We start from the raw sequence: 26,397 nt of genomic DNA on the forward strand, positions 1-26,397 counted from the left end.
TATGTTTGCACTTGCCGATCACCTGCTACACCCCGAAGGCGACGCGCTGCCTCGCGACGTGGATGCGCTCACCGTTGCCGCGCTGCTCGCACGCGGCGTAGCCTGCCGCGCGCCCGTTTCCGGCGCAGTTTATGGAACCTTGCTGAACGACCGCGCCGCATTGGAAGCATTGGGCGATGCGGTTCATGCCGCTCCGTATAAAGCACCGCCCAAAGCGCCGATTCTCTATCTGAAGCCGCGCAATACGTTCGCTGGTCATCGTGCGCGTGTCGTCGTGCCTGACGATGCATTGGGCGTGGAAGTCGGCGCTTCACTGGGTATCGTGATTGGCCGCACTGCAACACGCGTCAGCGCGGCCCAGGCATTGGACTACATCGCCGGTTACACGCTGGTCGCCGATTTGAGCGTGCCGCACGCGAGCGTGTATCGGCCGTCGGTACGGTTTCGGGCACGCGAAGGGTTTTGCGTGATCGGTCCGGCAGTGGTTGCCGCGCGCCATGTTGCAACGCCTGACAATCTGACGATCAAGGTTTCGCTTCCCGGACGCGAGGTTTTCAGTGCCAGTACTGCATCCTCGGTACGCAAGGTCGCTCAATTGATTGCGGACGTGACCGATTTCATGACGCTCAGCGCCGGCGACGTCATTACGCTTGGCGTGCCTCATGGTTCGCCGGTTGCGCATATCGGCGATACGGCCACGCTGTCGATTGGCGGCTTGCCGCCGCTCGAGGTGTCGTTTGCCGGTGTGGAAGAACAACATGGAGAACAGCAATGATGCGCGGCCGTGTTGCGTATGCAGGAGCGATTCACGAGGCTTATCCGGACGCCAACGGCGTGCGCCTCGCCGACGGCCGCGTGCGTCGTGAGGATGAGGTGGTGTGGCTCTCACCGGTCGAAGTCGGCACGATCTTCGCGCTCGGCTTGAACTACGCCGAGCATGCGAAGGAATTGCAGTTCAACAAGCAGGAAGAGCCTTTGGTCTTTCTCAAAGGCCCGGGCACGGTCATCGGGCACCGTGGCTTCACGCGCCGCCCTGCCGACGTCACCTTCATGCACTACGAGTGCGAACTGACCGTCGTGATCGGCCAAACCGCGCAGAACGTCAAGCGCGAAAACGCCATGCAACATGTGGCCGGCTACATGATCGCCAACGACTACGCGATCCGCGACTACCTGGAAAACTATTACCGCCCCAACCTGCGTGTGAAGAATCGCGACGGTGGCACGGTGCTCGGCCCCTGGTTCGTCGATGCGGCCGATGTCACAGACGTCACGCAACTCGAATTGCGCACGTTCGTGAACGGCACGCGGCAGCAACACGGCAACACGCGCGATCTCGTCACCGATATCCCCGCGTTGATCGAATACCTGAGCAGCTTCATGACCCTCGCACCCGGCGACGTGATCCTGACCGGCACGCCGGAAGGCATCGTCAACGTCAATGCAGGCGACGAAGTAGTCTGCGAAATCGACGGCCTTGGCCGTCTCGTCAATACGATTGCATCCGACGCGGACTTCGGCCGCGCCTGATCGACAGGCTTTGCATGAGATCGGAGTAAGCACTTTGCATGGGACCGGAGTAAATACCAAAGCACTAACTCCGGCCGACAGCGGAAGCACTAACCCGGATCGACACCAGAAAGAAAGGACAAGGCAATGCGAATCGAACATCTGATCAACGGCAAATCGAGCGCCGCGAAAGACTACTTCGAGACCGTCAATCCGGCGACGCAAGACGTGCTCGCCGAAGTCGCCCGCGGCGGTGCGGAAGAAGTCGATGCCGCCGTGCGCGCGGCCAAAGATGCGTTTCCGGCGTGGGCCGGCAAGCCCGCTGCGGAACGTGCAAAAATCATTCGCAAGCTCGGCGAGTTGATCGCGAAGAACGTGCCGGAAATCTCGGAGACCGAGACGAAGGACACTGGTCAGACGATTTCGCAGACGCGCAAGCAACTCGTGCCGCGCGCCGCCGACAATTTCAGCTATTTCGCGGAGATGTGCACGCGTGTCGACGGCCATACGTATCCCACCGATACGCATCTGAACTACACACTGTTCCATCCAGTCGGCGTCTGCGCGCTGATCTCGCCGTGGAACGTGCCGTTCATGACGGCAACGTGGAAAGTCGCCCCCTGTCTTGCGTTCGGCAATACCGCCGTGTTGAAGATGAGCGAACTGTCACCGCTCACTGCCTCGATGCTCGGCAACCTCGCGTTGGAAGCCGGCATTCCGGCCGGCGTGCTGAACGTCGTGCACGGCTTCGGCAAAGACACTGGCGAGCCGCTGGTGGCGCACCCGGATGTGCATGCGGTATCGTTCACCGGATCGACGGCAACCGGCAATCGCATCGTGCAAACCGCGGGCCTGAAGAAGTTTTCAATGGAACTGGGCGGCAAGTCGCCGTTCGTGATTTTCGACGACGCCGATTTCGAACGCGCGCTCGATGCCGCTGTATTCATGATCTTCTCGAACAATGGTGAACGCTGCACGGCGGGCTCGCGCATTCTGGTGCAACGCTCGATTTACGCGCGCTTTGCCGAGCGGTTCATCGAACGTGCAAAACGCTTGACGGTGGGCGATCCGCTGGCCGACAGCACGATCGTTGGTCCGATGATCAGCCAGGGGCATCTGGCCAAAGTACGCAGCTATATCGAACTGGGTCCGAAAGAAGGCGCCACGCTCGCTTGCGGTGGCCTCGACGCACCCGACTTGCCCGAAGCCATGCGCAAAGGCAACTTCGTTCAGCCAACGGTGTTCGTCGACGTCGACAACCGCATGCGGATCGCGCAGGAAGAGATCTTCGGCCCGGTCGCCTGCCTGATTCCGTTCGACGACGAAGCCGACGCGATCAAACTCGCCAATGACATCTCCTACGGTTTGTCGAGCTATATCTGGACCGAGAGCACTGGCCGCGCCTTGCGCGTCGCCGCTGCGGTTCAGGCCGGCATGTGCTTCGTCAACAGTCAGAACGTGCGCGATCTGCGCCAGCCATTCGGCGGCACCAAGGCATCGGGCGTGGGCCGGGAAGGCGGCACGTGGAGCTACGAAGTGTTCCTCGAACCGAAGAACGTGTGCGTGTCGCTCGGCTCGCATCACATTCCGCGCTGGGGCGTCTGAAACGCTGGTCATTTGCGCGCGGGGCCATCATGCCTCGCGCCACACAGAATAGGAGACCGCGATGGGCAAACTCGCATTGGCAGCAAAAGTCACTCATGTCCCGTCGTTATATCTGTCCGAGCTCGACGGTCCACATAAGGGTTGCCGTCAGCCCGCGATCGACGGCCACCATGAAATAGGCCGGCGCTGCCGCGAATTGGGTGTGGATACGATCGTCGTATTCGACGTGCATTGGCTGGTGAACAGCGAATACCACATCAATTGTGCGCCGAAATTCGAAGGCGTTTATACGAGTAATGAACTGCCGCATTTCATCAAGAACATGCCGTATGCGTATCCCGGCAATGTCGGGCTCGGCGATCTGATCGCGGAAGTTGCGAATGAGATGGGCGTGAAAAGCCGTGCGCACAGCGAGACCACGCTCGAACTCGAGTACGGCACGCTGGTGCCGATGCGCTATATGAATAGCGACCAGCACTTCAAGACGGTCTCGGTAGCCGGGTGGTGCATGTGGCACGACCTCGAAACCAGCGCGCGCTTCGGCCTCGCGGTGCGCAAAGCCATCGAGGAACGTTACGACGGCACCGTGGCGATTCTGGCGAGCGGCTCATTGAGCCACCACTTCGCCAATAACGGCACGGCCGAGCAGTTCATGCACAAGGTGTGGAGCCCGTTTCTCGAACAGATGGACCGCAAGGTGGTCGAGCTGTGGGAAGCCGGCGACTGGAAGACCTTCTGCGAGATGCTGCCGCTCTATAACGAAAAATGCTGGGGCGAAGGCGGCATGCACGACACCGCAATGCTGCTCGGCGCACTCGGTTGGGATCGTTACGACGGCAAGGTGGAAGTCGTCACGCCGTATTTCGGCAGTTCGGGCACGGGCCAGATCAACGCGATCTTTCCTGTGACGCCCCTGCCCGCTTAAGCCCTGAGTAAGGAGCCTACTGTGCCGCATTTGACACTCGAATACAGCGCCAACCTCGCCGGCGAAGAAAGCATCGGGCAGCTTTGCACGTCGCTCGCCGCTTGCCTCGACGCACAACGCGAGAACGAACAACGCCTTTATCCGCTTGGCGGCATCCGCGTGCGCGCCTTGCGCTGCGAGCAGTACTGCGTTGCCGACGGCAGAGCCGACGCCGCGTTTCTGCACGCGAACCTGAAGATTGCCGCGGGTCGCTCGGACGCCGCAAAAAAGGCGACTGGGGATGCGCTATTTGAAGTGATCAAACAGCACTTCGCCGCTGAATTTGAAAAACACGGTATGGCGTTGTCGCTGGAGATCAATGAATTCAGCGAAACCGGTACATGGAAACACAACAATTTGCACGCGCGGCTTAAGGCCTAGTCCCGGGCCTCATACCCGAGCCTGGCGCTCGGTCCTACTACCTATGCCTGATCGCGGCTTATAGAGAATCCATCATGCTAGACGAACAGACTATCCGCGATCTCGCGGCCCAACTCGACAATGCCGAGAAAACGCGCACCCAGCTGCGTCATTTTTCGGCCAAGTATCCCGAGATGACCGTACAGGACGGTTACGCGATCCAGCGCGAGTGGGTGAAACTCAAACTGGCCGAAGGCCATGTGATCAAGGGCCGCAAGATCGGCCTGACTTCACGCGCCATGCAGCGTTCCTCGCAGATCGACGAACCCGACTATGCGCCGCTGCTCGACAGCATGTTCATCGAAAGCGGTCAGGACATCCGCGCCGACCGTTTCATTGCGCCGCGTGTGGAAGTGGAATTGGCCTTCGTGTTGAGCAAACCTTTGAAGGGCCCCGGTGTCACGCTATTCGACGTGCTGGACGCCACCGCCTACGTGACTCCCGCAGTGGAGATTATCGACGCGCGTATCGAACAATTCGACCGCGAGACGAAGGCGCCGCGCAAGGTCTACGACACCATCTCGGACTTCGCGGCCAACGCCGGCATCGTATTGGGTGGCCGTCCGGTGCGTCCGATGGACGTCGACCTTCGCTGGGTCGGCGCATTGCTTTACAAGAACGGCGCGGTGGAAGAAAGCGGACTGGCAGCCGCGGTGCTGAACCATCCCGCCACTGGCGTTGCATGGCTCGCGAACAAGATCGCCCCATACGACGAGATGCTGAATGCAAACGACGTGATTCTGAGCGGTTCGTTCACGAGTCCGATCACGGCACGAGCGGGCGACACGTTCCACGTCGACTATGGTCCGCTGGGCGGCATTGGTTTGAATTTCATTTGAGCTCATTTGAGTTAATCGACATGTCCCCACCGCAAAACACATTCAAGCGCGCCCTGGCTGAAGGCAAGCCGCAATTCGGCCTGTGGGCCGCGCTCGCCGACGCCTACGTAACCGAGTTGCTGGCTACCGCCGGTTTCGATTGGTTGCTGATCGACAACGAGCACGCACCGAACGACGTGCGCAGCACACTGGCGCAATTGCAAGCCGTGGCCGCGTATGCATCGCATCCGGTGGTGCGTCCGGTGCGCAGCGACAGCGCGTTGATCAAGCAATTGCTCGACATAGGCGCACAGACCTTGTTGCTCCCGATGATCGACACAGCGGACCAGGCCGCGGACGCCGTAGCGGCCACGCGCTACCCGCCGCAGGGCATTCGCGGCGTGGGCAGTGCATTGGCACGGGCCTCGCGCTGGAACCGGATACCGGACTACCTCAACACGGCGGCAGACGAGTTGTGTGTACTGGTGCAGGTTGAGACGGTACAGGGAATGGAGAATCTTTCCGCGATTGCGGCGGTGGAAGGCGTAGACGGTGTTTTTTTTGGTCCGTCGGACCTGAGTGCATCGATGGGATTGCTAGGCCAGCCCGGTGATGCGAGCGTACGCGAGGCGATTTGCAACGGCATCAGGAAGGTGCGGGACGCCGGCAAAGCGGCGGGGGTACTGGCGCCGGATTCGGGGATCGCCGCCGAGTACATGGCGGCGGGCGCGACGTTTGTTGCAGTGGGGACGGACACGGGGTTGTTGAGTCGGGCGGCCGCAGATCTGGCGGCCTCGTACAAGAAGACTGCCGGAGTGGCAATGCCCGTGAAGGGCGGGTATTGAGGCATGACTGTTTTGTTTGCCTGCGGGGCGTTTGTCTGTCTGTTGGCCTATGGCGTTGACCTTTCCTTGATTTCTTAGTGGTCTATTAGCGTTCGCCCCTGTGCGGGGCAGGCACCTACTTTTCTTTGCCTGCTGCAAAGAAAAGTAGGCAAAAGAAAGCAGCTCAAACCGCTAGCTCATAAGCGGGTCCCCTGGCTCGGAGGGGATAGTGGCGCATCTGGAATCTGTGTTCCCGCACATTCAGCGTGAGTGACAAGGGGCTCATCCGCTCCCACTCCGCACTGCGTGCGTCGCGGATGAGTCTGCATGGGAAATCAGAGGCTTCGTTTGGGTGCGGTGGGACCATCGGCTTCGCATCGGCGAGGATGGTGCTATATGGAAACACGGGGCTTCGGTGGCGTGGTGGGAACCTTCAGCTCCGCCTCTGCGGAAGGCTGATGTGAATGAATCACCAGCGCCTCTATCAGAGCAAAGGTGAAGCAACGGCCAGCCCAGTCGTTGAAAGAAGCTCGGGAACCAAAACGTAGCGCATGGCGTTTGAAGCACGCTTCGGCGCGCGCAGCGCCGCCGGAAGTATGACGCCCTTGTCACGAGAGCGGAGTGCGCGAGAGCACGGATTCCAGATGCACCACTACCGCGACTGTGCGAGGGACCCGCTTATGAGCTAGCGGTTTGAGCTGCTTTCTTTTGCCTACTTTTCTTTGCAGCAGGCAAAGAAAAGTAGGTGCCTGCCCCGCACAGGGGCGACGCTAATAATCCAATATCAATTCAAGGAAAGGCCAATAGCCAAAGAAGCCCGATGAAGGAAAGGCCAACGCCATAGGCAACCAGACACCAAGCGCTGAGCATGCAAAAAAACCAAGCAAAACCCCAACACCGCAGGTAAACAAAAACCCCACCCCTTATTCCCCCGCCGGCCAAGGCAACCCCACCGCCGACCAATCCATCTCCACCCCAATAACAGACCTTTCAGCAGCAAACTGCAAAGCCAAAGTAACAGCAATACAAGGCCGGCCACTGGCCAAAGAAAGATAAGGATTACTAGCCACAGCAACCCCAGGCAACAAAACCGCATTACGGAAATAAGGCCGATGATCCCATCTCGCATCGCGAGGATTGGCCACGGGATGCAGCGAGGCCGCTTCGCTACTCCAGGCCGGCCCCCGCAATTCATGCCCAATCTGCCGTCCCGAATCATCCAGAATAAAACAGCTGATACAGCGATCAAACGTAGCCAACACAGCAAACGCCTGATCCATCAAAGCGCCCGCCAGCAAATCATCAGCGGCACGGCTCAAAGCCGACCGATACGGCTCGACCTCCGACTCGAACAACGCATACTGATGCGCTCTCCCCTGGGCAATCACATCGAAAGCATCATCGATCCGCCGGTGCACCGACTCCGGCGGCGCAATCTCGGCAGCCGGCCGTCCAAGCAGATACCCCTGCGCGAAATCCACATTCGACTCAACAGCAAGAATCAACTCCTCGGTGGTCTCCACGCCCTCCACGACAACCAGCATCCCCGCCTGATGCAACAGCGAAACGAGCTTCGGCAAGATCGGCTGCCCGGAGCCGTGACTGGTCGCGCGAATCAGCTCGCCGTCGAGCTTCACGATATCCGGCCGAATCCGGAACAGCCGGTCAAGATTCGATTGACCCGCGCCGAAATCGTCGACGGCGATCAGGAAGCCGTGCGCGCGGTACACAGCCGCGGCGCGCGACATGTCGTCGACGCTGCCGCCATGCGACTCCAGAATTTCGAGAATCACTCGCTCAGGTTCGAGCCCCACCGCTCGCACGATCATGGCGAGCTGATCCGCATAGCCTTCGGAGATAAACGTGGCGGGCAGAATGTTGAGGAACAGCCATGCATCGCCGGGCAGCGATTTGCGCGCGTTGGCCAGGTGCACGGCATGACTCGCGCGATCGAGTGCGCCTTCGTCGCTGGACGGCTTCGGCGCGAACAGCACCACGGGCGGCACCAGCGTGCCGTCGTTCTGCTCGCCTCGCAGCAGCGCCTCGAAGCCCACCTGCTTCTGATGCGACAAACTATAGAGCGGCTGGAAGTGCGAAGTCAGGTAATAGTCGTCCCAGAGATGCCGCGGCGCCACCGCCTCGCCCTCGGCAAGCATATCGGCGGAGAGCATTTTTAGCGCATCGAGCGGCAACGCGCGTTCGGCGCATACGCGGTTTCTGCCCGAATGCTTGGCGCGCAGCAAGGCTTCATCGGCACGGTCGAGCAATACCATGATGCTTTCGCCGCTCCGGTGTTCGGCCACGCCGAAGCTTGCGGTCAGATGGCCGTCAGGGCGCTCGATCACCGCAATCGCGCCGCGCAGGCGCTCGGCGAGCGCCAGTGCGCCGGCCAGACCGTCGCGCAGCAGCACCGCGAACTCCTCGCCGCCGATCCGGCTCACGCTGTCGTCCGCGGCGGTCTCCTCCATCAGCACCTGAGCGACCTGGTACAGCGCATGATCGCCGACCGCGTGGCCGAAGCGGTCGTTCAGCGATTTGAAACTGTCGATGTCGAGAAAAATGGCGCTGACCCGTGCATCGGGCGTCATGGCGTCGAGCCGTCGCTCGGCCTGCTTCACAAACGCACGGCGATTTTGCAAACCAGTCAGCGGATCGGTCGCCGCAAGTTGCGCCAATTGGCTCTCGAGCAGAAAGTGGTTGCGCCGGAACCGGTAGAAGCTGAAGTGAAACACAGCGGAAGTCGGTATGCCGATCGCCGCGATCCACATCCACACGACCACGTCGACGTCATGCGTGCGCGGCTCGCCGAACAGCAAGGCAAACGCCGCCGCATAGAAAATCGCACTGCCGACGAGGAAATGCGTTGGCGTAAGCCATAGCGGCGCGGCGCAGATCGGGATCGCGACCATGGCCGGCAGTATCCACAACAACGGTTGTTCGACGCCGGAGACGTTCAGCGCGAGACCGGCCACCAGCACCAGCGAGTACGCGACACCGATTGCGCCGAACGTCCGGCTCGAGCCGGCGCGTGGAATCGCCATCACCAGCAGAGCAAGCACCAGCGCACAGGCAAGGCGGTAAGCGAGCGGCGTCGCCGGGCCGTCGACCAGGTTGCGCGCCCCCACGAAACACAGGAACGCGACAACGGTAAAGGCCATCGTCACGGTCGAAAGTGGACGCTGGTGTTCCAGCGATCGTTTATGAAAGCGATCGCGCAAACCGGAATCGGACAGTTGCTTCGTTGAGGTGGAAAGCATATTGATAGATATCAGGCTGGCTCCGGTCACTCGGCCAATGTATAACGGCAACCGTCTGACAAATATTTATGCCCTACCCGCAAATAGAATTGCGCCCCGCCCAGTAAGGGCTACACCGCCCTCACGCGATTTCGTCCCGCCCCCCGGCTTCAGCGAAGCATTCAACAAGGCGGACTCCAACGGCATACCGACGCTGTTATGAGTCGTGCTAGACATGCTTTGTGCATATCAGCATCGATCGTGAACACTTTCACCAGGGATAACCGCAGTAAGGAAGCGCAAAAAGCCATTCGACCAACAAAAATTACGTGATTGACCGGCATCCGCGGCAATCGTTTGCTCGTATAACGCAGACGAATGTAAAGTGGCTAAAACTTACTGTCTTAAGTAGACTCCTTCGAAGTGTGGTGGACAGACTAGACAGTCCGGTAAAAATAACCTTGGACGCGTGCAACGCGCGGCTTTCCGTAACACTTTCACTTTGCATTCGACCGTCGGCACCCGTTTTTTTATACACGGCCGAAGCAACGGCCACTTCCCGGAAAACATGGTCCCAATTCTCGATTACCTGCTGGAACGCCAGATCTCGCCGCAATGGCGCGGCATGCTGACTGCATTGGCAACGGAGTTCGAAGCGCAGATCGGTCGCGACGAACTGCGCCAACTGATGTACCGCGTAGGCTGCCGGTTTGCCGCGGCGCATCAGTTGCCGGCTTGCGGGTCGACCGCGGAACTCGCTCAGGTATTGAATCTGTATTGGCATGACATGGATTGGGGCTATGTCGAGTTGTCCGACGAAGCTGAATCGCTGCGCATCGTGCATTACTGCGCGCCGCTGCAAGCGTTTGGCAACCCGGCGCTCGCATGGACCCCTGCGTTTCTCGAAGGCGTCTATCAGACCTGGTTGAGCGCGTTGGGCGCGCAGGGCCTGTCGGTGGCGCAAACGAGCGAGTACGGCACGGATACCTCGATCGAGTTCCGGTTGGGCCGGCACCCGGGTTGAGCGGAGTAAGTAAAAAGTAAAAAGATCGAGGCAACGCAAGTCATGAACAAGACGGCGGCACCATGAGTTCATCGAGCGATATCGAGAAACTGTTCGATCATTTTGGCGGCGACGCCAGCGCGTACCAGGAAATCGGCCGCGAAAACGAAGCGCGTTCGGCGCGCACACGTTGGCCGCTGCTGGTGACACTTGATCTGACACAACCGACGATTCCCGCGATCGGGCAGCGCCGCGAACCTGCTAGCACGGCATTGGCGCAAGACGCGGCGCCGGCTGCCGATCGCCAGGACACCACGCCCAAAGACGCTGCCTCAGTCACACGTGCGAAGGCCCCCCTGTTTACCCGGTCACATCGGCGGGACATTCCGCCAGTGGTCGTCGCCGCTCAGCCTGCCGCGCCGAGTGGCGCTTCGCGTTTCGGCGCGCTCGAAACGAACGATGAAGCGGCGCCGCCATCCGCACCAGCAGCGCCGGTGGCCACCGCACCGGTTCCTCCGACCATGCCGCCTGCAAGTATTCCGCCGGTGGCCCAGTTCCGCACGCCGGCAACGCCAGTCACGCAAGCTATGGCGGGCCTGCCATCCAACACGCTGACGCCGCGCGCCGGGATCCCGCCGCTCACGCCACGCGCCGCCGCGCCGGCGCCAGTCGCTGCACCCGCGCCAACGTGGGCGCAAGCGCCGGCCCAAGCTCCAACATGGGCGCAAGCACTCGAGCACGCCCCCACCTACGCGATGACACCCGCAGCACCCAGGCCGCCCGCGTCGATCCTCGGCAAACTGTTCGCCCCGGAACCCGAACCCGCGCCGCCACAAGCCGCCGCCGCGCCAGGCGAATCCGCGCCGCTGCAATCGGTCTTCGACCGTCTGCGCGGCACACCCGCACAAACGGCCGCCGCGCCGGCCGGCGCACCGCGCGCCGCCACGCCCGCCGCCTCCAACTCGTGGCTGGTCAACGGCCCTCGTCGCTCATGAAAGTCATCGCGGTCGTGTCCGCCAAAGGCGGGGTCGGTAAAACCACCCTCGCCGCCAATCTCGCGTCTGTGCTGGCCGCCAGCGGCCGGCGCGTGATTGCCCTCGACCTCGATCCGCAGAACGCGCTGCGCCTGCATTTCGGCGTGCCGCTCGACAGCATCGACGGTTTGTCGCGTGCCACGTTGACGGGCGATCCCTGGCAAACCGTCATGTTCGACGGCGTAGACGGCGTGACCGTGGTGCCCTATGGCGCGGTGCTCGAAGACGACCGCCGCCGCTTCGAAGCGCATATCGACCAGGAGCCGGGATGGCTCGCGCAGTCGCTGCAACGGCTGCGGCTCGACGCCTCCGACATCGTCATCATCGATACGCCGCCGGGCTCGTCCTTGTATGTACGCACTGCGTTGTGCGCGGCCACCTTCACGCTGAACGTAGTGCTCGCCGACGCTGCTTCGTACGCGGCCATTCCGTTAATGGAACGGCTGATTGAAACGTATGCGGCGCCGCGCCCTGAGTTCGGCGGCGAAGGCTACGTGATCAACCAGATCGACCAGTCGCGCCAGTTGACCAAAGACGTCCTCAAGGTTTTGCGCCAGATGCTCGGCGGCAAACTCTTCCCGGGCGTGATCCATCTGGACGAAGGCGTGAGCGAAGCGCTCGCATGCGACACCACGCTGATTCACTACGATCCACTCAGCCAGGCGGCCGCCGATTTTCGTTCGTGTGGCAACTGGCTGATGACGGCGGTCGACGCGATCGCCGTCTCGCCAAGGAACGTCGCATGAGCACGCCTCAGTCGCAGGACATCGAGGCCGGCGAGCCGTCGCGGCTCGAACGCTTCGTCGACGCACGCTTCTGGAACAGCCGCATCGTGACGGGTCTGGTCACGCTGTTCGCGCTGACGATGCTGTACTTCGTGTTCACGGTGCCGCTCGCCTTCTACGAGCAACTGACATTCGCGACCTGCTGCTTCGTCACCGCGCTGTGGTTCCGCCGCCTGCCTGGCCGTTACGCGACGATGGTGATGATCATGCTCTCGGTGGTCACCTCGGGCCGCTATATGTACTGGCGGCTGACCTCGACGACTTACTGGGAACATCCGCTCGATGCCGCGTGGGGCCTGCTGCTGGTGTCGGCCGAAGTCTATTCGACCATCGTGCTGCTGCTCGGCTACTTCCAGACCGCCTGGCCGCTCAAACGCACGCCAATGCCGCTGCCCACCTCCCGCGAGCTGTGGCCGACCGTCGACGTGTTCATCCCGACCTACAACGAGCCGCTCTCGGTGGTGAAGCCCACCATCTACGCGGCGCTCGCGCTCGACTATCCGGCCGACAAGATTTCGATCCACGTACTCGACGACGGCCGCCGTCCCGAGTTCAAGGCGTTCTGCGAGGAAGTCGGCGTCAACTGGACGATCCGCACGCACAACCGCCATGCGAAGGCCGGCAACATCAATGAAGCCCTGAAGATCACCCAGGGCGAGTACCTTGCGATCTTCGACTGCGATCACATTCCGACCCGCTCGTTCCTGCAGATCGGCCTCGGCTGGTTCCTGCGCGACAAGCTGCTGTCGATGCTGCAAACGCCGCACCACTTCTTCTCCGCCGATCCGTTCGAACGCAATCTCGGCACCTTCCGCAAAGTGCCGAACGAAGGCGAACTGTTCTACGGGCTCGTGCAGGACGGCAACGATCTGTGGAACGCCACCTTCTTCTGCGGCTCATGCGCGCTGTTGCGCCGGACCATGGTTGAAGAGATCGGCGGCATCGCAGTCGAAACGGTTACCGAAGATGCGCACACCGCGTTGAAACTGCACCGCCTCGGCTACACCACGGCATATCTGGCGATTCCTCAAGCGGCGGGTCTCGCCACCGAAAGTCTCTCCGGCCACATCGGCCAGCGGATTCGCTGGGCGCGCGGTATGACGCAGATTTTCCGGATCGACAATCCGCTGACCGGCAAGGGCCTGAAAATCGGCCAGCGGCTGTGCTATCTGAACGCGATGATGCACTTCTTCTACGGCATCCCGCGTCTGGTGTTCCTGACCGCGCCGCTGTCGTATCTGTTCTTCGGCGCGCATGTGATCGAAGCCGCCGCCAGCACGATCGCGATCTACGCGCTGCCGCACATGTTCCACGCGAGCATCACCAACTCGCGGATGCAGCGCTCGTTCCGCCATTCGTTCTGGGCCGAGGTCTACGAATCGGTGCTGGCGTCGTACATCACCGCGCCTACCTTGCTCGCGCTGATCAACCCGAAGCTCGGCAAATTCAACGTGACGGCCAAGGGCGGCCAGATCGAGAAGAACTACTTCGACTGGGCGATCTCGCGGCCGTATCTGTTCCTGCTGTTGCTGAACCTGATCGGCTTTGTCGTGGGCATCGTGCATATCTATCTGAACCTGCACATCCGCAGCGTGGTGAACACGACCATCCTGAACCTCGCCTGGACCACCTACAACATGCTGATTCTCGGCGCGAGCGTGGCGGCGGCAAGCGAGCGTCGGCAGATTCGCGCAGTGCACCGCGTGGCGATGACGATGCCCGTGATGCTGAAATTCTCGACCGGCCGCACGCTCGCCTGCGAAACCATCGACTACTCGGAAGGCGGCGTCGGCGTGGCGCTGCCCGCCGCGATCGAAGTGCCGATGCACGAAAGCGTGACCGTATCGCTGTTTCGCGGCGACGAGGAATATGCCTTCCCCGCCACCGTCGGTTTCACGGAACCAGGCCGCGTAGGCCTGCGCTTCTCCGCCATGACGCGAGAACAGGAATACGAGTTCGTCAAGACCACGTTCGCGCGCGCCGATGCATGGACCGGCTGGGCCGAAGGGCGTCAGCAGGACACACCGCTGCGCGGTCTGTCGCATGTGCTGATGGTCGGCGCACGCGGCATTGCGGGTCTCTTCGAGCATCTTTATGCCGACCTTCGAAGCTCGATGAAAAGCCGTCCGGTGGACGTCAAGAAGCTAAAAACCAAAGACTGATCTATGGGCAACAGGATGGCGAAGGCAAACGTCGAACGCTCGAATCACGAGCGCAGTGGGATGGAACCGGAGGCACGTCCACGTCGGTCTGGACGCTCCCCTTCGCAACGCCTGATGCGCGGGCTTGCCTGCTGGCTCGCGTTGCAGACCGCGTTGGCGGCGCCGCTGGCCTCGGCGGCTGAAGTGGCCGCGGCGGCCATGAGCGGCGCGAGTGCGTCGCAAGCTGATCAGTCGACAGCGGCCCAGAGCGCTCCGTCTGCGCGCGTCGCCACCGGCGTGGGCAGTGTGCCCGCACCGGGCGCGGCCGTCGTCTACGATCCGAACATGATCGCGCAGGCGCAGTTGGCCACGCCCACGCCGACGCTCGCCGCGGCGTCGGTGAAAGCCTTGGGTATCAGAACGCCGACCACCGCCGAACCAGGCACGCTGGTGCCCGGTGGCCGCCGTCAAACGCTCACGTTCGCCGACCTCGGCGCGCACGATCCGCTGCAACTGCGTGGCACCGACGGCCAGAACGGCGTCGCGTTTTCGGTGCGCGGCGACGAAGTGGTGACGGGCGCCATCCTGCATCTGGTCTATAGCTACTCGCCCGCGCTGCTCGCGAATATCTCCCAGCTAAAAGTGCTGGTGAATGGCGAAGTCGCCGCAACGCTGCCGGTGCCGCACGAACAGGCCGGCATGCTGGTGGCGCGTGACATCTCGATCGATCCGCGTTTCATCACCGAATTCAATCACCTGAACGTGCAGTTGATCGGCCATTACACGACGAGCTGCGAAGACCCGGCGAATTCGTCGCTGTGGGCCACCGTCAGCAATGCGAGTTCGCTCGATCTGACCTACGCGTCGCTCGCCAGCAAGCCGGACCTGGCTGCCCTGCCGCAACCGTTCTTCGACCGCCGCGACGTGCGCCGACTCGAGCTGCCGTTCGTGTTTCCGCAAAAACCCGGCGCCACGATGCTCGAAGCGGGCGGCATCGTCGCGTCATGGTTCGGTGCGCTCGCCGGCTATCGCGGCGCGCTGTTTCCGGCGCAACTGGATAACGTGCCCCTGTCGGGCAACGCGGTGGTGTTCGCGACCGACGACCAGCACCCGGCCGGTGTGACAATTCCGGCGATTTCCGGCCCGACTATTGCCGTGGTGGATCGTGAAGCGCCGGCGCGCGGCAAGCTGCTGCTCGTACTCGGCCGCACCGAAGCCGAACTGAAAACCGCCGCCAAGGCACTCAGCATCGGCCAGAACACGCTGAGCGGCCAGAGCGCGACGATCACGCAGCTGAACGAACTCGCGCCGCGTGCACCGTACGACGCGCCGAACTGGCTGCCGACCAACCGTCCAGTGCGTTTCGGCGAGCTCGCCGACGCGCGCGACCTGACCGTGTCCGGCTATGATGCCGACGCCGTGCGCGTCAATCTGCGCGTGCCGCCCGATCTGTTCATGTGGCACACCAAGGGTGCACCGATCGATCTGCGCTACCGCTACACAGTGCGTCCTCTGCGGGACCGTTCGTCGCTGAACGTCAGCGTCAATGACGGCTTCGTGCAGGCGCTGCCGATTCCGGCCGAGCCGGCCTCGGTGTTCGATCTGAGTCATTACTTCGCGCGCGTTTTGCCGGACAAAACTGCCGAAGCACGCCGCACCGTGCATATTCCGCCGCTGCTGCTGACGCCGCGCGCGCAAGTGCGCCTGCATTTCTACTACGACATTCCGAACACCGGCGAATGTCACGGCCGTCTGCTGGAAAACGTGGTCGGCGCGATCGATCCGAACTCGACCATCGACCTCTCGTCGTTCCCGCATTACATGGCGCTGCCCGATCTGGCCGCATTCGCCAACAGCGGTTTCCCGTTCACGCGAATGGCCGACCTCTCGGAGACCGCGGTGGTCTTGCCGAACGAGGCCGATTCGAGCGACTACAGCCTGTTCCTGCTGACCATGGGCCGGATGGGTGCCTCGACGGGTTATCCGGTGAACGGCGTCATGGTTGGCACCGCTGACGACGTCGACAAGTACGCCAACAAGGATCTGCTGATTTTCGGCGCGCCGGGCAAGCAACCGCTGCTGCAGCGCTGGGCCAGGTCGATGCCGTTCTCCAGCGACGGCGATTCGCGCACCTTCGCGCTCTCCGACGTCGTCTTCAAACTCGAGGACTGGTGGCATGGCGAGCGCGGCGTCGAACGCTCGCCGGCGCGTGCCGACCTGACGCTCGTGAGTTCGAACGGCGACGCGCTCCTGACCGGTTTCGAATCGCCGCTGCAGAAAAACCGCAGCGCAGTTGCGCTGGTGAGCGCGGCCGGCCAGTCGGACGCCGATCTGTCCGCCGCCCTGCTCGACGCCGACGTGCTGCAGGGGATTCAAGGCGCGATGGCCGTGATCCACGGCCGTACCGTCACCATCACGTCGAACGGCGAAGCGTACTATGTCGGCCACTTGTCGCCGCAGGAATACTTGCGCTGGGCGCTGTCGTCGCATCCGTTGTTGCTGATGCTGGGCGGCGTGCTCGCCGCGCTGATCATCGCCGGCCTCTTCTACCGGACGCTGCGTTCGATCGCCGCGCGCCGCCTAAGGGACGGACAGGACTGATATGCGGGTTCGAACCAATAAGACACGCGTGGCGCTGACGCTCGGGCTTGGTCTTGGACTTGTCCTCGCGGCGGCCACGAGTTTCGCCAACATCATCAGGGTCGCCCAGAGCACGTCGACGCCCGCCCAGACGGGTCCGTGCAACAACGACTGGCCGGCATACCGCACGTTCGTCGAACACTTCGTGCAAGCCGATGGCCGCGTGATCGATTATTCATCGCCACAGCTGAAGACCACCTCGGAAGGCCAGTCGTACGGCCTGTTCTTCGCGCTGGTCGCGAACGACCGCGCCACCTTCGACCGGCTTCTGAACTGGACTCGCACCAATCTCGCGGGCAATCAGTTCGATCCGCAAAATGTCCGGCTGCCGTCGTGGCTCTGGGGCAAGAAACCGGACGGCTCGTTCGGCGTGCTCGATCAGAATGCCGCGTCCGACTCTGACCTGTGGATCGCCTACGATCTGCTGCAAGCCGGCCGCCTGTGGCGTGAGGCAAGTTATACGCAACTCGGCCAGGCGCTCGCCGCGCAGATCGCGCGCCAGGAAGTGACCACGTTGCCGGGCGTCGGCCCGATGCTGCTGCCCGGACCGCAGGGTTTCAAGGACGGCGGCGTGACGCGCCTGAATCCGAGCTATCTGCCGTTGCCGGTGCTACGCGCGCTGGCAAAGGACATGCCGAACGGTCCGTGGGCCAAGCTCGCCGATAGCGCCTACAAGCTGATCAAGACCACGGCGCCGCAAGGCTTCGCGCCCGACTGGGCAGCATGGCAGAACGGCCAGTTCGTGGTCGATCCCAAAGATGGCGACACCGGCAGCTATGACGCGATCCGCGTCTACCTGTGGGCCGGCCTCACGTCGCCCGCCGATCCGCTTGCCAAACCCTGGCTCGCGGCGCTCGGTGGCATGCGCACGAGAGTCGCGCAAACCGGCATTCCGCCCGAGAAGGTCTCGTCGACCACCGGCACGGCAAGCGGCGAAGGACCGTTGAGCTATTGGGGCGCGCTCGCGCCGTACTTCAAGGCGCTCGGCGACGAGCACGGCCTCGGGCTCGCGCGCACGCATCTCGCCGTGCTCGACACCAGCGTGCCGGGCCGTGAACCTGTTTATTACGATCGTGTGCTGGGCTTGTTCGGCACCGGATTCATCGACGGTCGCTATCGTTTCGACGAAGCCGGCCGTCTCGTGCCGAGTTGGAGAAATGCATGCGATTGAGCGCCCTCGCGTTTTCATTGCGGTTCGCGCTGAGCCTCACGGCCGTCTGCTGCGTGGCGACGGCTTCGCCTGACGTGTTGGCGCAGGCATCGAAAGATCCTCTGAGCGTGCTGATCGATCAGGGCAAGTACTGGCAAACGCATCACCGTGGCGACCTCGCTGAGCAGGCGTGGCAGAAAGTGCTGGGTATCGATCCGAAGCAACCCGATGCGCTCTACGGCATGGGCATGGTGCTCGCCGACCGCAAGGACGGTGCGGGCGCGCAGCAATATCTGGCGCGCCTGAAAGCGGTCGCGCCGAACTATCCGAATCTGGACGAACTGGGCCGCCGTCTTGGCGAATCGAGCCAGCGTGACCAGAGTGTCAATGACGCGAGGCGCCTTGCGCAAACTGGTCAAAGCGCGAGCGCCGTACAGGAGTATCAGCGCGCGTTGAACGGCAAGCCGGCGACACCCGAACTGCAACTCGAGTACTACCAGGCGCTCTCGGCCACACCGCAAGGCTGGGATCAGGCGCGCCACGGCCTGGAACAGCTCACACGCGATAACCCCGACGACCCGCGCTACGCCCTCGCCTACGCACAGCATCTGACGTATCGCGATGTGACGCGCCGCGACGGTATTGCACGGCTGCAGAAGCTTGCCGCCGACAGCACGGTCGGCGCATCGGCGAAAAAGAGCTGGCGTCAGGCGTTATTGTGGCTCGACGCGCGGCCCTCCGACGCCGCGCTATACGAAGCGTATCTGCAAGGCGCGACCGATGACGCGGCGGTCAAGGCGCGCTTCGAGTCCATGGTTCAGCAGGACAAGTCGGCTCGCGATCGCGCACAGCAAAATGCCTCTGTCGACGCCCGCGGCCGCGCCGTCGCCGACGGTTTTGCCGCGCTCGATCGTGACGATCTCGGCACGGCGCGCGCGAAGTTTTCGTCAATCCTGGCGAATAGTCCGAACGACACCGACGCGCTCGGCGGCATGGGTATCGCAGCGTTGAAGCAGGAACGCTTCGCCGAAGCCCGTAACTATCTGGAACGCGCGTCGCGCAGCGGCAATCCGGCGCGTTGGAAAACCGCGCTCGATAGCGCGACCTACTGGACCTATACCAGCGACGCGATCGGCGCACGCAGCAACGGTGAATTCGCCAAGGCGAAGGCACTCTTCGAACGGGCAATCGCGCTCAATCCGTCCGACGTCACGGCGCAGGTGCTGCTCGGTGAAATGCTGCTGTCGAACGGCGACCCGGTCGGCGCGGAGCAGGCTTACCGGATGGCGCTGCGCCGCCAGGCCGACAATCCCGATGCGATTCGCGGCCTGGTCGGCGCGCTCGCCGCACAAGGCCGCGGCGACGAAGCGCTGCAATTTGCCAATCAGTTGAACACCGAACAACAGTCGAAGGCCGGCGGCATCAACCGTCTGCGTGGCGAAGCGCAGGCAGCGCAGGCGCGCGCGGCCGAAGCGCGCGGCGATCTCGGCAGCGCGCGCAGCCTGTTTGAAGACGCGCTGCTGAACGATCCCGACGACCCCTGGCTGCGTCTGGACCTCGCGCGCATTTACGTCCGTCAGGGCGCGGTTGCGAATGCCCGCAGCATGATGGACGGACTGCTCGCCGCGCATCCCGACATGACCGACGCGCTATATGCGAGCGCGTTGCTGTCGGCAGAAACGCAGGACTGGGCTGCCGGTCTTGCGCAACTCGAACGGATTCCGGTCGCGCAACGCACCGACGCGATGACGACCTTGCAACACCGCCTGTGGGTGCATCAGCAGGCCGACCTCGCGACGCGGATGGCGCGCAACGGCCAGTCGCAACAAGCGCTGGCGACGTTGCACGCGGCCGAACCGGTCGCCGGCAACAGCCCCGAACTGATCGGCGTGATCGCGGCCGGATATCAGCAAGCTGGCGACCCGAATCGCGCATTGGGCCTTGTGCGCAGCGCGATGACCGCGGCGCCCGGCAATACCGATCTGCTGCTCCAATATGCGGGCATTCTGTCCGCCACGCAGCAGGACGCCGAACTCGGCATGGTGATGCGACGCCTCGCATCGATGCAACTGACGCCGCAACAGCGCACGGATTTCGGCAATCTGAATCTGGGCATCGTCATCAAGCAATGCGACGTGGTGCGTCAGCGCGGCGACCTCGCCGGCGCCTACGATGTGATCGCGCCGTGGCTGGCGGCGATGCCCGACAATCCCGATCTGCAAACCGCCCTCGGCCGCCTCTATTCGAGCGCCGGCGACGACCGCAATGCGCTCGCCAGTTACCGCGTCGCGCTGCAGCGCAAGCCCGACGACCTGAACCTGCTGCAAGCGACGATTCCCGCGGCGGTCGGTGCGAAACAGTTCAGCTACGCCGAGTCGCTCGCCAATCAGGCGCTCGCTGCGGCGCCAGGAGACCCGGGCGTGCTGGCGACGGTCGGCCGCATGTATCGCGCCGAAGGCAAACTGTCGCTCGCGTCGACTTATCTGCAGCGCTCGCTGGTCGCGGCCAATGCGCCGCTGATGGCCAACGCGCCACGTACCAATGCGCCGAGCAACGTGCCGCGCGGCTGGGAAGTCGCGATGCGCCGGATCGGCGCGACCCCACTGCCAGGCACCAATCCCTTCGAAGGTAAAACCGCCACGGTCACGCCGACCGACGCCGACAATGCCGCGCTTAGCCAGAGTGGCTTTAATGCCGCGCGCGCGTCGCTTCCGTACTCGCAGTCTTCCTTGCCGTCACAGACCGTGCCGAACTATCCGCCTCCCTCGCAGCCCACGCCTTATGTCGCGCCTTATACGACGCCTGCGCAGCCGTATTCGCCGAACGCCGCGCCCACCGCCGTTCCCTATAACGCGCCGCGGCCCGATACCAACACCGGTGGCTACGGCCAGGGGACCAACGGGTCGAGTCAGTCGGGCGCGCCGTTGCAGCCGTACCCGGGACAAGGCCAGCCGCAGATGCAAACGCAGATGCCGCCGCAGCAGCAGTACAACGGCGGGTATCCGCAGCAGGCGGGGTATCCGCAACAAACCGGTTACCCGCAACAGGGCGGATACGCTCAACAGCCGCAGTATCAGCAACAGGCGCCGGACGGCTATGCGCCCACGCCGTGGCCGATGTCGCCCGCGGCACGCGAAGCGCAAGCCAACGCCGGTTCGATGCAACAGCCGCGTTACACGGGCTCGACCACGAGCACGAAACACGCGGCCGGCAAGAAGCAAAGCACGTCGAAGAGCACGCGCAGCGCACAAGCTTATGCGCAGGCGCCGTATGGGCAGCAGCAAGGTTATCCGCAGCAGCAACAGCCCTATTACGGCCAGCAGCCATATCCGCAGCAACAACAGGGCTACGCGCAGCAGGCTTACGGTCAGCAGCCTTATCAGCCCTATCCGAATCAGGGCTCGGGTTATTACGCGCAGCAACAGCAGCCGTATATCCCGCAGCCGCCGACCGGTTATGCGCAGCCGTATTACCCGCAACAACCTGGCGCGAATGGTAATGGCGGCAACTACCCGCAGCCGAACGTCGCCAACACGCAGACGCTCGGCGTGGCCGAAGAACTGGCGCAGGTCAATCGCGAGCAGTCGAGCACCGTGTCGGGCGGGATCGTGTTCCGCAACCGCACGGGCGAGGACGGCCTGTCGACGCTCACCGATATCGAAGCGCCCATTCAGGGGCGTATCAAGGCAGGCAACGGCCATATCGTCGTGACGGCGACCCCGGTTACGCTGGATGCCGGTAGCGCCTCGGGGAATGTCTCGACGCTCGCGCGATTCGGCGCGGGGTTGTCCAACAGCAAGTCCGAGGCGGCGGCGATTGCCGGCACCAACACTTACGGCAGCCAGACTGCGAATGGCGTGGGTTTATCGCTCGGATACGAAGGCCGCAACATCAGCGGCGATATCGGCGTGACGCCGCTCGGTTTCCTCGAGAAGACCATCGTGGGGGGTGCGCAATACAACGGCGCCATTACCGACAAGGTGTCGTATTCATTGGCTGTCGCACGTCGCGCCGTGACGGACAGCCTGTTGTCGTATGCCGGCGCGCGCGACTCCGGCTCCGGGCTCGAATGGGGCGGCGTCACATCCAACGGCGGTCTCGGCAGCCTTGCATGGGACGACGGCACCAGCGGCCTGTATGTGAACGCTGCGTATCAGCACTACCAGGGCGTTCACGTCGCGAGCAATAACGCAGTCAAAGGCGGCGGCGGGGTCTACACGCGCCTGCTGAAGGATGCCGATCAGACGCTGACGATCGGCGTTAACACGACGCTGATGAGTTACGACAAGAACCTCTCGTACTTCACGTACGGTCAGGGCGGGTACTTCAGTCCGCAGCAATACGTGATTCTGAATCTGCCGGTTGAATGGACGGGGCGCAATGGTGCATTTACCTATGACGTGAAGGGCTCGATCGGCGTCCAGCACTATCGGCAGGATTCGTCGAATTATTTCCCGCTCAACGACTCTTCTGCGCCGCAGGCGACGGCTGCAGCGAATGCTGCTTTCGTTGGTACGGGTGTTGATAGTGGTGCGGTTTATCCTGGCCAGAGTAAGACGGGGGTTTCCTATTCGCTTAGCGCGGTGGGGGAATATCAACTTGCGCCGCAGCTGGCGTTTGGGGCGACTGCGTCGCTCGGTAATGCTTACGAATATCGCGAGTGGCTCGCGGCTGTTTATGTGCGGTATAGCTTTAGTAAACAGACGGGCTTGCAGCCGTTTCCGCCTACGCCGCTTAGTTCGCCGTATTTGTCGTTGTCGAATTAGAGATCGGTTTTTGTCTTTGGCGACGGCATTGTTGGTGGTTTTGTGGTGGTGCCGTTTTTTCTGGTTTGTTTGCCTGTGCGGCGCTTGTCTGTGTTTTTATGGTGTTGGCCTTTCCTTGAATTGTTATTGGATTATTAGCGTCGCCCCTGTGCGGGGCAGGCACCTACTTTTCTTTGCCTGCTGCAAAGAAAAGTAGGCAAAAGAAAGCAGCTCAAACCGCTAGCTCATAAGCGGGTCCCTCGCACAGTCGCGGTAGTGGTGCATCTGGAATCCGTGCTCTCGCGCACTCCGCTCTCGTGACAAGGGCGTCATACTTCCGGCGGCGCTGCGCGCGCCGAAGGGTACTTCTTAACGCCTTCGCCGCGTTTTGGTGCTCGTGTTTTGCTCGGAACCCCGACTTATCATTGCATCGCCCAAACACGCCCGTCCCCTTTCCTGCCGCCCAGGTACACCGCCCGGGTCGCGCCAAAGCAGCCGACATGCAATCAAAACCGGCGACATGTGCGCTTCTTTCCGGATCCCGCGTGCTTACTTGAGCAACGCAGGTAAAAGTTGCGAGACAGTTCGCGCCGATGGGTCGGCTAAACCCGCACAGCCCCTTCTGATACGCCACCAGGCAAGCGTTGTGACCTACAATTATCGCTGCCGCCCGGCCGCTTCGCGCCGGCTCGCGGTGCACGGCAGAAGATTCATCCCGCCTCCTGCTGAACATCCGCGCGCGTCATGCGCGCCGGCAGAGTGGGGACATACTCGTTGACGTGATCTCTGTGGAGCGCAGCAATGCCCTTTCCAGCACAAGACCATGGTTGCCCCGGCTGGAACGGGGAAATGGCGCGTCGCATCAGCGAATTCGACTGGGCCGCGACCGACCTCGGCGCCATAGAAAGCTGGCCGCGCAGTCTGACCGCCACCGTTCAAATGCTGCTCGCCTCGCCCGTGCCCCTCGTGCTTTTATGGGGCAAGCCTGGCTACATGATCTACAACGACGCCTACGCGATATTCGCGGGCGGGCGGCATCCGTATCTGCTCGGCTGTCCGGTCGAGCACGGCTGGCCGGAGATCGCCGATTTCAACCGGCATGTGATGCTCACGTGTCTCGCCGGCGGCACCCTGTCGTATCGCGACAAGGAACTGGTCCTGCTGCGCGACGGCAAGCCTGAAGACGTCTGGATGGACCTCTACTACAGCCCGGTCGCCGACGATAGCGGCGCACCCGCGGGCGTACTCGCGATGGTCGTCGAAACCACCACGCGTGTCCTCACCGAACGCTGGCGGCAGCGTGCCGAAGCGGAGCTGCACGAGACCAACGAACGGCTGCAACTCGCGCTCAATACCGGCGCCGTGCTCGGCACCTGGGTGCTCGACGTGCGCACCGGCACCGTCACCGGCGACGAACGTTTCGCGCGCACCTTTTCGTTTCCGCTCGAAGAGGCCGCGACCGGGGTCGAGCGCAATGCCGCGACACAAGTGATCCATCCGGACGACCAGCCGCTCAACGACCGCATGACGATCGAAGCAATGCGCACCGGCCAGCCGTTTCGCGCCGAGTACCGGATTCGCCGCCCCGATGGCGACTATATGTGGGTGCAGGCGAACGGTCAGTGCGAATTCGACGAACAGGGGGAGCCGACCCGCTTTCCCGGCGTGCTGATCGACATTCACGAACGCAAGATCGCCGAACAATCGCTGCGCCAACTGACCGAAACGCTCGAACAGCGCGTTACCGACGAGGTCGCGGCACGGGCGGCCGCCGAAGAGCAGTTGCGCCAGGCTCAAAAGATGGAAGCGATCGGCAGCCTCACAGGCGGCGTCGCCCACGACTTCAACAATGTGCTGCAAGTGATCAACGGCAATCTGCAGATGCTCGCCGCCGACGCCAATGACAGTCCGGCCACGTTGCGGCGGCTGTCCGCCGCGACCGATGCCGTCAAACGCGGCGCGAAACTGGCCGCGCATCTGCTCGCCTTCGCGAGGCGCCAGCCGCTCTCGCCGACCGTGCTGAACCCGCGCCGCCTGCTCGCCGGCATGAGCGAGATGCTGCACCGCGCGCTCGGCGAGACCGTCAGGATCGAAACGGTATTGAGCGACGATCTGTGGCACGTGCAGGCCGATCGCAATCAACTCGAAAACGCGCTGCTCAATCTCGCGATCAATGCACGCGACGCGATGCAAGCCGACGGCACGCTCACCGTTTGCGCAACCAACCGCGTGCTGGACTCGATGTTTTGCCACGGCAAGCCGGAACTCTCGCCGGGCGAATACGTAGTGTTCTCGGTGACCGATACCGGCGCCGGCATGAAGCCCGAAATCCTGGAACGCGTGTTCGAACCATTCTTCACGACCAAGCCCGATGGCCATGGCACCGGCCTGGGATTAAGCATGGTGTTCGGTGTCGTCAGACAAAGCGGTGGCCATACGTTGATCGACAGCGAAGTAGGACGCGGCACCACCGTCTCGCTGTTTTTCCCGCGCTGCTGCGAGCCGGAAACAGCCGAAGCCGTCGATCAGACCGCCACGCCGGTGGGCGGCGGCGAAACGATTCTGGTGGTCGAAGACGATGCGGATGTGCGCCTGACCGCCGTCGAAATGCTCGCGCAACTCGGCTACAAGGTGCTGACGGCATCGAGTGGCGACGCGGCGCTCGAATTCATCGAAAGCGACGTGCCGATCGATCTGCTGTTTACCGATGTCGTGATGCCAGGCCAGGTGAAAAGCGTGGAACTGGCGCAGCGTGCGGCGGCGCGCTCGCCCTCGGTACCGACACTCTTCACCTCGGGCTATACGCGCGACGAGATCGTCCATCACGGCAAACTCGATGCCGGCATCACGCTGCTTTCCAAGCCGTACCGGCGCGACGATCTCGCGCGCAAGGTGCGCGGCGTATTGCGCGCTGGAGCCGCCGACATGAGCGACGGGCAGATCGCCCCCTGCGTGCCACGCACGGTCTACGATCCAGCCGGCGTATTCGCAGCGTCCGATCCGCGCGAAATGCCGCTGCACGAGCCAAACTCCGCAGGAGAAAGCTCGCCCGCCAACGCCTCGGCGGGTCTGCCTGGGAGTTCGCCTGGGAATTCAATGGCAAGTCCGCCGTCACACCAACCCGGCACGCCGGCTCGCGTGCTGCTGGTCGAAGACGACCCCGATTCGCGCGACGCAGTCAGCGAACTGCTCGGCGCGCTGGGTCTCGACTGCACGGCGGTCGCGAGCGCGGAAGAAGCGCTGCCGCTCGTGCCCGCGCAACGTTTCGACATACTGTTCACGGACCTGACCTTGCCCGGCATGTCCGGCGACAACCTGGCGCGTGCGCTGCTGCGGCAGCAGCCGGATATCCGCGTGTTGCTGGTGTCGGGCTATGGCAGGAGTGCCGAGATCGGCGAGGCCATCCCCGGCGCGCGACTGCTCGGCAAACCGCTCGATATCTCGCAGTTACGGCGCGAGCTCGCGGAGTGGCTCGATCACACGGAGGCGGCTTCCTAGGCTCGCCTCCGTTAATTTCGCGGCC

Annotated in this window: 16 protein-coding genes; 15 read left to right on the forward strand and 1 reads right to left on the reverse strand. The window is 62.8% G+C overall.

The window, feature by feature from the left end; all coding sequences use genetic code 11:
• Position 1 precedes the first annotated feature (1 nt).
• The 7 genes from PQR40_RS00580 (at position 2) to hpaI (ending at position 6,161) form a co-directional block, all read left to right on the forward strand.
• Positions 2–775, forward strand: a complete 774-nt coding sequence (locus tag PQR40_RS00580; RefSeq protein WP_408508193.1) for a fumarylacetoacetate hydrolase family protein — start codon at positions 2–4, stop codon at positions 773–775.
• The gene (locus PQR40_RS00585) at positions 772–1,530 is read left to right on the forward strand and encodes a fumarylacetoacetate hydrolase family protein (protein ID WP_408508194.1); all 759 of its coding nucleotides are present in this window, start codon (positions 772–774) and stop codon (positions 1,528–1,530) included. The genes PQR40_RS00580 and PQR40_RS00585 overlap by 4 nt, the downstream gene beginning before the upstream one ends.
• 126 nt (positions 1,531–1,656) lie before the next feature.
• Positions 1,657–3,114, forward strand: a complete 1,458-nt coding sequence (gene hpaE, locus PQR40_RS00590) for a 5-carboxymethyl-2-hydroxymuconate semialdehyde dehydrogenase (protein WP_408338538.1) — start codon at positions 1,657–1,659, stop codon at positions 3,112–3,114.
• Positions 3,115–3,175: 61 nt separating this feature from the next.
• Entirely contained in the window at positions 3,176–4,039 is an 864-nt protein-coding gene (gene hpaD, locus PQR40_RS00595; protein WP_408235817.1) for a 3,4-dihydroxyphenylacetate 2,3-dioxygenase, read from the forward strand.
• A 21-nt stretch (positions 4,040–4,060) separates the two neighbouring features.
• The gene (locus PQR40_RS00600; protein ID WP_408235820.1) at positions 4,061–4,459 is read left to right on the forward strand and encodes a 5-carboxymethyl-2-hydroxymuconate Delta-isomerase; all 399 of its coding nucleotides are present in this window, start codon (positions 4,061–4,063) and stop codon (positions 4,457–4,459) included.
• A 74-nt stretch (positions 4,460–4,533) separates the two neighbouring features.
• On the forward strand, positions 4,534–5,337 hold the full coding sequence (gene hpaH / locus PQR40_RS00605; RefSeq protein WP_408235823.1) for a 2-oxo-hept-4-ene-1,7-dioate hydratase: 804 nt from the start codon (positions 4,534–4,536) through the stop codon (positions 5,335–5,337).
• A gap of 20 nt (positions 5,338–5,357) precedes the next feature.
• Positions 5,358–6,161 carry a 4-hydroxy-2-oxoheptanedioate aldolase gene (hpaI, locus tag PQR40_RS00610; RefSeq protein WP_408235826.1) on the forward strand — a complete coding sequence of 268 codons (804 nt, stop codon included), beginning with the start codon at positions 5,358–5,360 and terminating at the stop codon, positions 6,159–6,161.
• A gap of 902 nt (positions 6,162–7,063) precedes the next feature.
• Here the strand turns inward: hpaI and PQR40_RS00615 are convergent.
• Positions 7,064–9,397, reverse strand: coding sequence for an EAL domain-containing protein (locus PQR40_RS00615; protein ID WP_408484887.1), 2,334 nt, complete (start codon positions 9,395–9,397; stop codon positions 7,064–7,066).
• 547 nt (positions 9,398–9,944) lie between these two features.
• Between PQR40_RS00615 and bcsD the strand changes: the two genes are divergently transcribed.
• From bcsD to PQR40_RS00655, 8 genes are all read left to right on the forward strand, one after another.
• A complete protein-coding gene (gene bcsD / locus PQR40_RS00620; protein WP_408241697.1) occupies positions 9,945–10,400 on the forward strand; it encodes a cellulose biosynthesis protein BcsD in 456 nt (151 codons plus the stop codon).
• A 62-nt stretch (positions 10,401–10,462) separates the two neighbouring features.
• Positions 10,463–11,374: a cellulose biosynthesis protein BcsP gene (gene bcsP, locus PQR40_RS00625; RefSeq protein WP_408241699.1), complete on the forward strand. Its 912-nt coding sequence runs from the start codon at positions 10,463–10,465 to the stop codon at positions 11,372–11,374.
• Positions 11,371–12,159 (forward strand): cellulose biosynthesis protein BcsQ, encoded by a 789-nt coding sequence (bcsQ, locus tag PQR40_RS00630; RefSeq protein WP_408508195.1) that lies wholly within the window; start codon positions 11,371–11,373, stop codon positions 12,157–12,159. The genes bcsP and bcsQ overlap by 4 nt, the downstream gene beginning before the upstream one ends.
• Positions 12,156–14,360, forward strand: coding sequence for a UDP-forming cellulose synthase catalytic subunit (bcsA, locus tag PQR40_RS00635; protein ID WP_408241705.1), 2,205 nt, complete (start codon positions 12,156–12,158; stop codon positions 14,358–14,360). The genes bcsQ and bcsA overlap by 4 nt, the downstream gene beginning before the upstream one ends.
• Before the next feature lie 3 nt (positions 14,361–14,363).
• A complete protein-coding gene (gene bcsB / locus PQR40_RS00640) occupies positions 14,364–16,940 on the forward strand; it encodes a cellulose biosynthesis cyclic di-GMP-binding regulatory protein BcsB (RefSeq protein ID WP_408508196.1) in 2,577 nt (858 codons plus the stop codon).
• Position 16,941: 1 nt separating this feature from the next.
• Entirely contained in the window at positions 16,942–18,150 is a 1,209-nt protein-coding gene (bcsZ, locus tag PQR40_RS00645) for a cellulose synthase complex periplasmic endoglucanase BcsZ (RefSeq protein ID WP_408241711.1), read from the forward strand.
• Positions 18,141–22,895, forward strand: a complete 4,755-nt coding sequence (locus PQR40_RS00650; RefSeq protein WP_408508197.1) for a cellulose synthase subunit BcsC-related outer membrane protein — start codon at positions 18,141–18,143, stop codon at positions 22,893–22,895. The genes bcsZ and PQR40_RS00650 overlap by 10 nt, the downstream gene beginning before the upstream one ends.
• Before the next feature lie 780 nt (positions 22,896–23,675).
• Positions 23,676–26,372 carry a hybrid sensor histidine kinase/response regulator gene (locus PQR40_RS00655; protein WP_408508198.1) on the forward strand — a complete coding sequence of 899 codons (2,697 nt, stop codon included), beginning with the start codon at positions 23,676–23,678 and terminating at the stop codon, positions 26,370–26,372.
• The last annotated feature ends 25 nt before the right edge of the window (positions 26,373–26,397 follow it).

It is taken from the genome of Paraburkholderia sediminicola, from assembly GCF_046026855.1.
Lineage (GTDB): Bacteria > Pseudomonadota > Gammaproteobacteria > Burkholderiales > Burkholderiaceae > Paraburkholderia > Paraburkholderia sediminicola_A.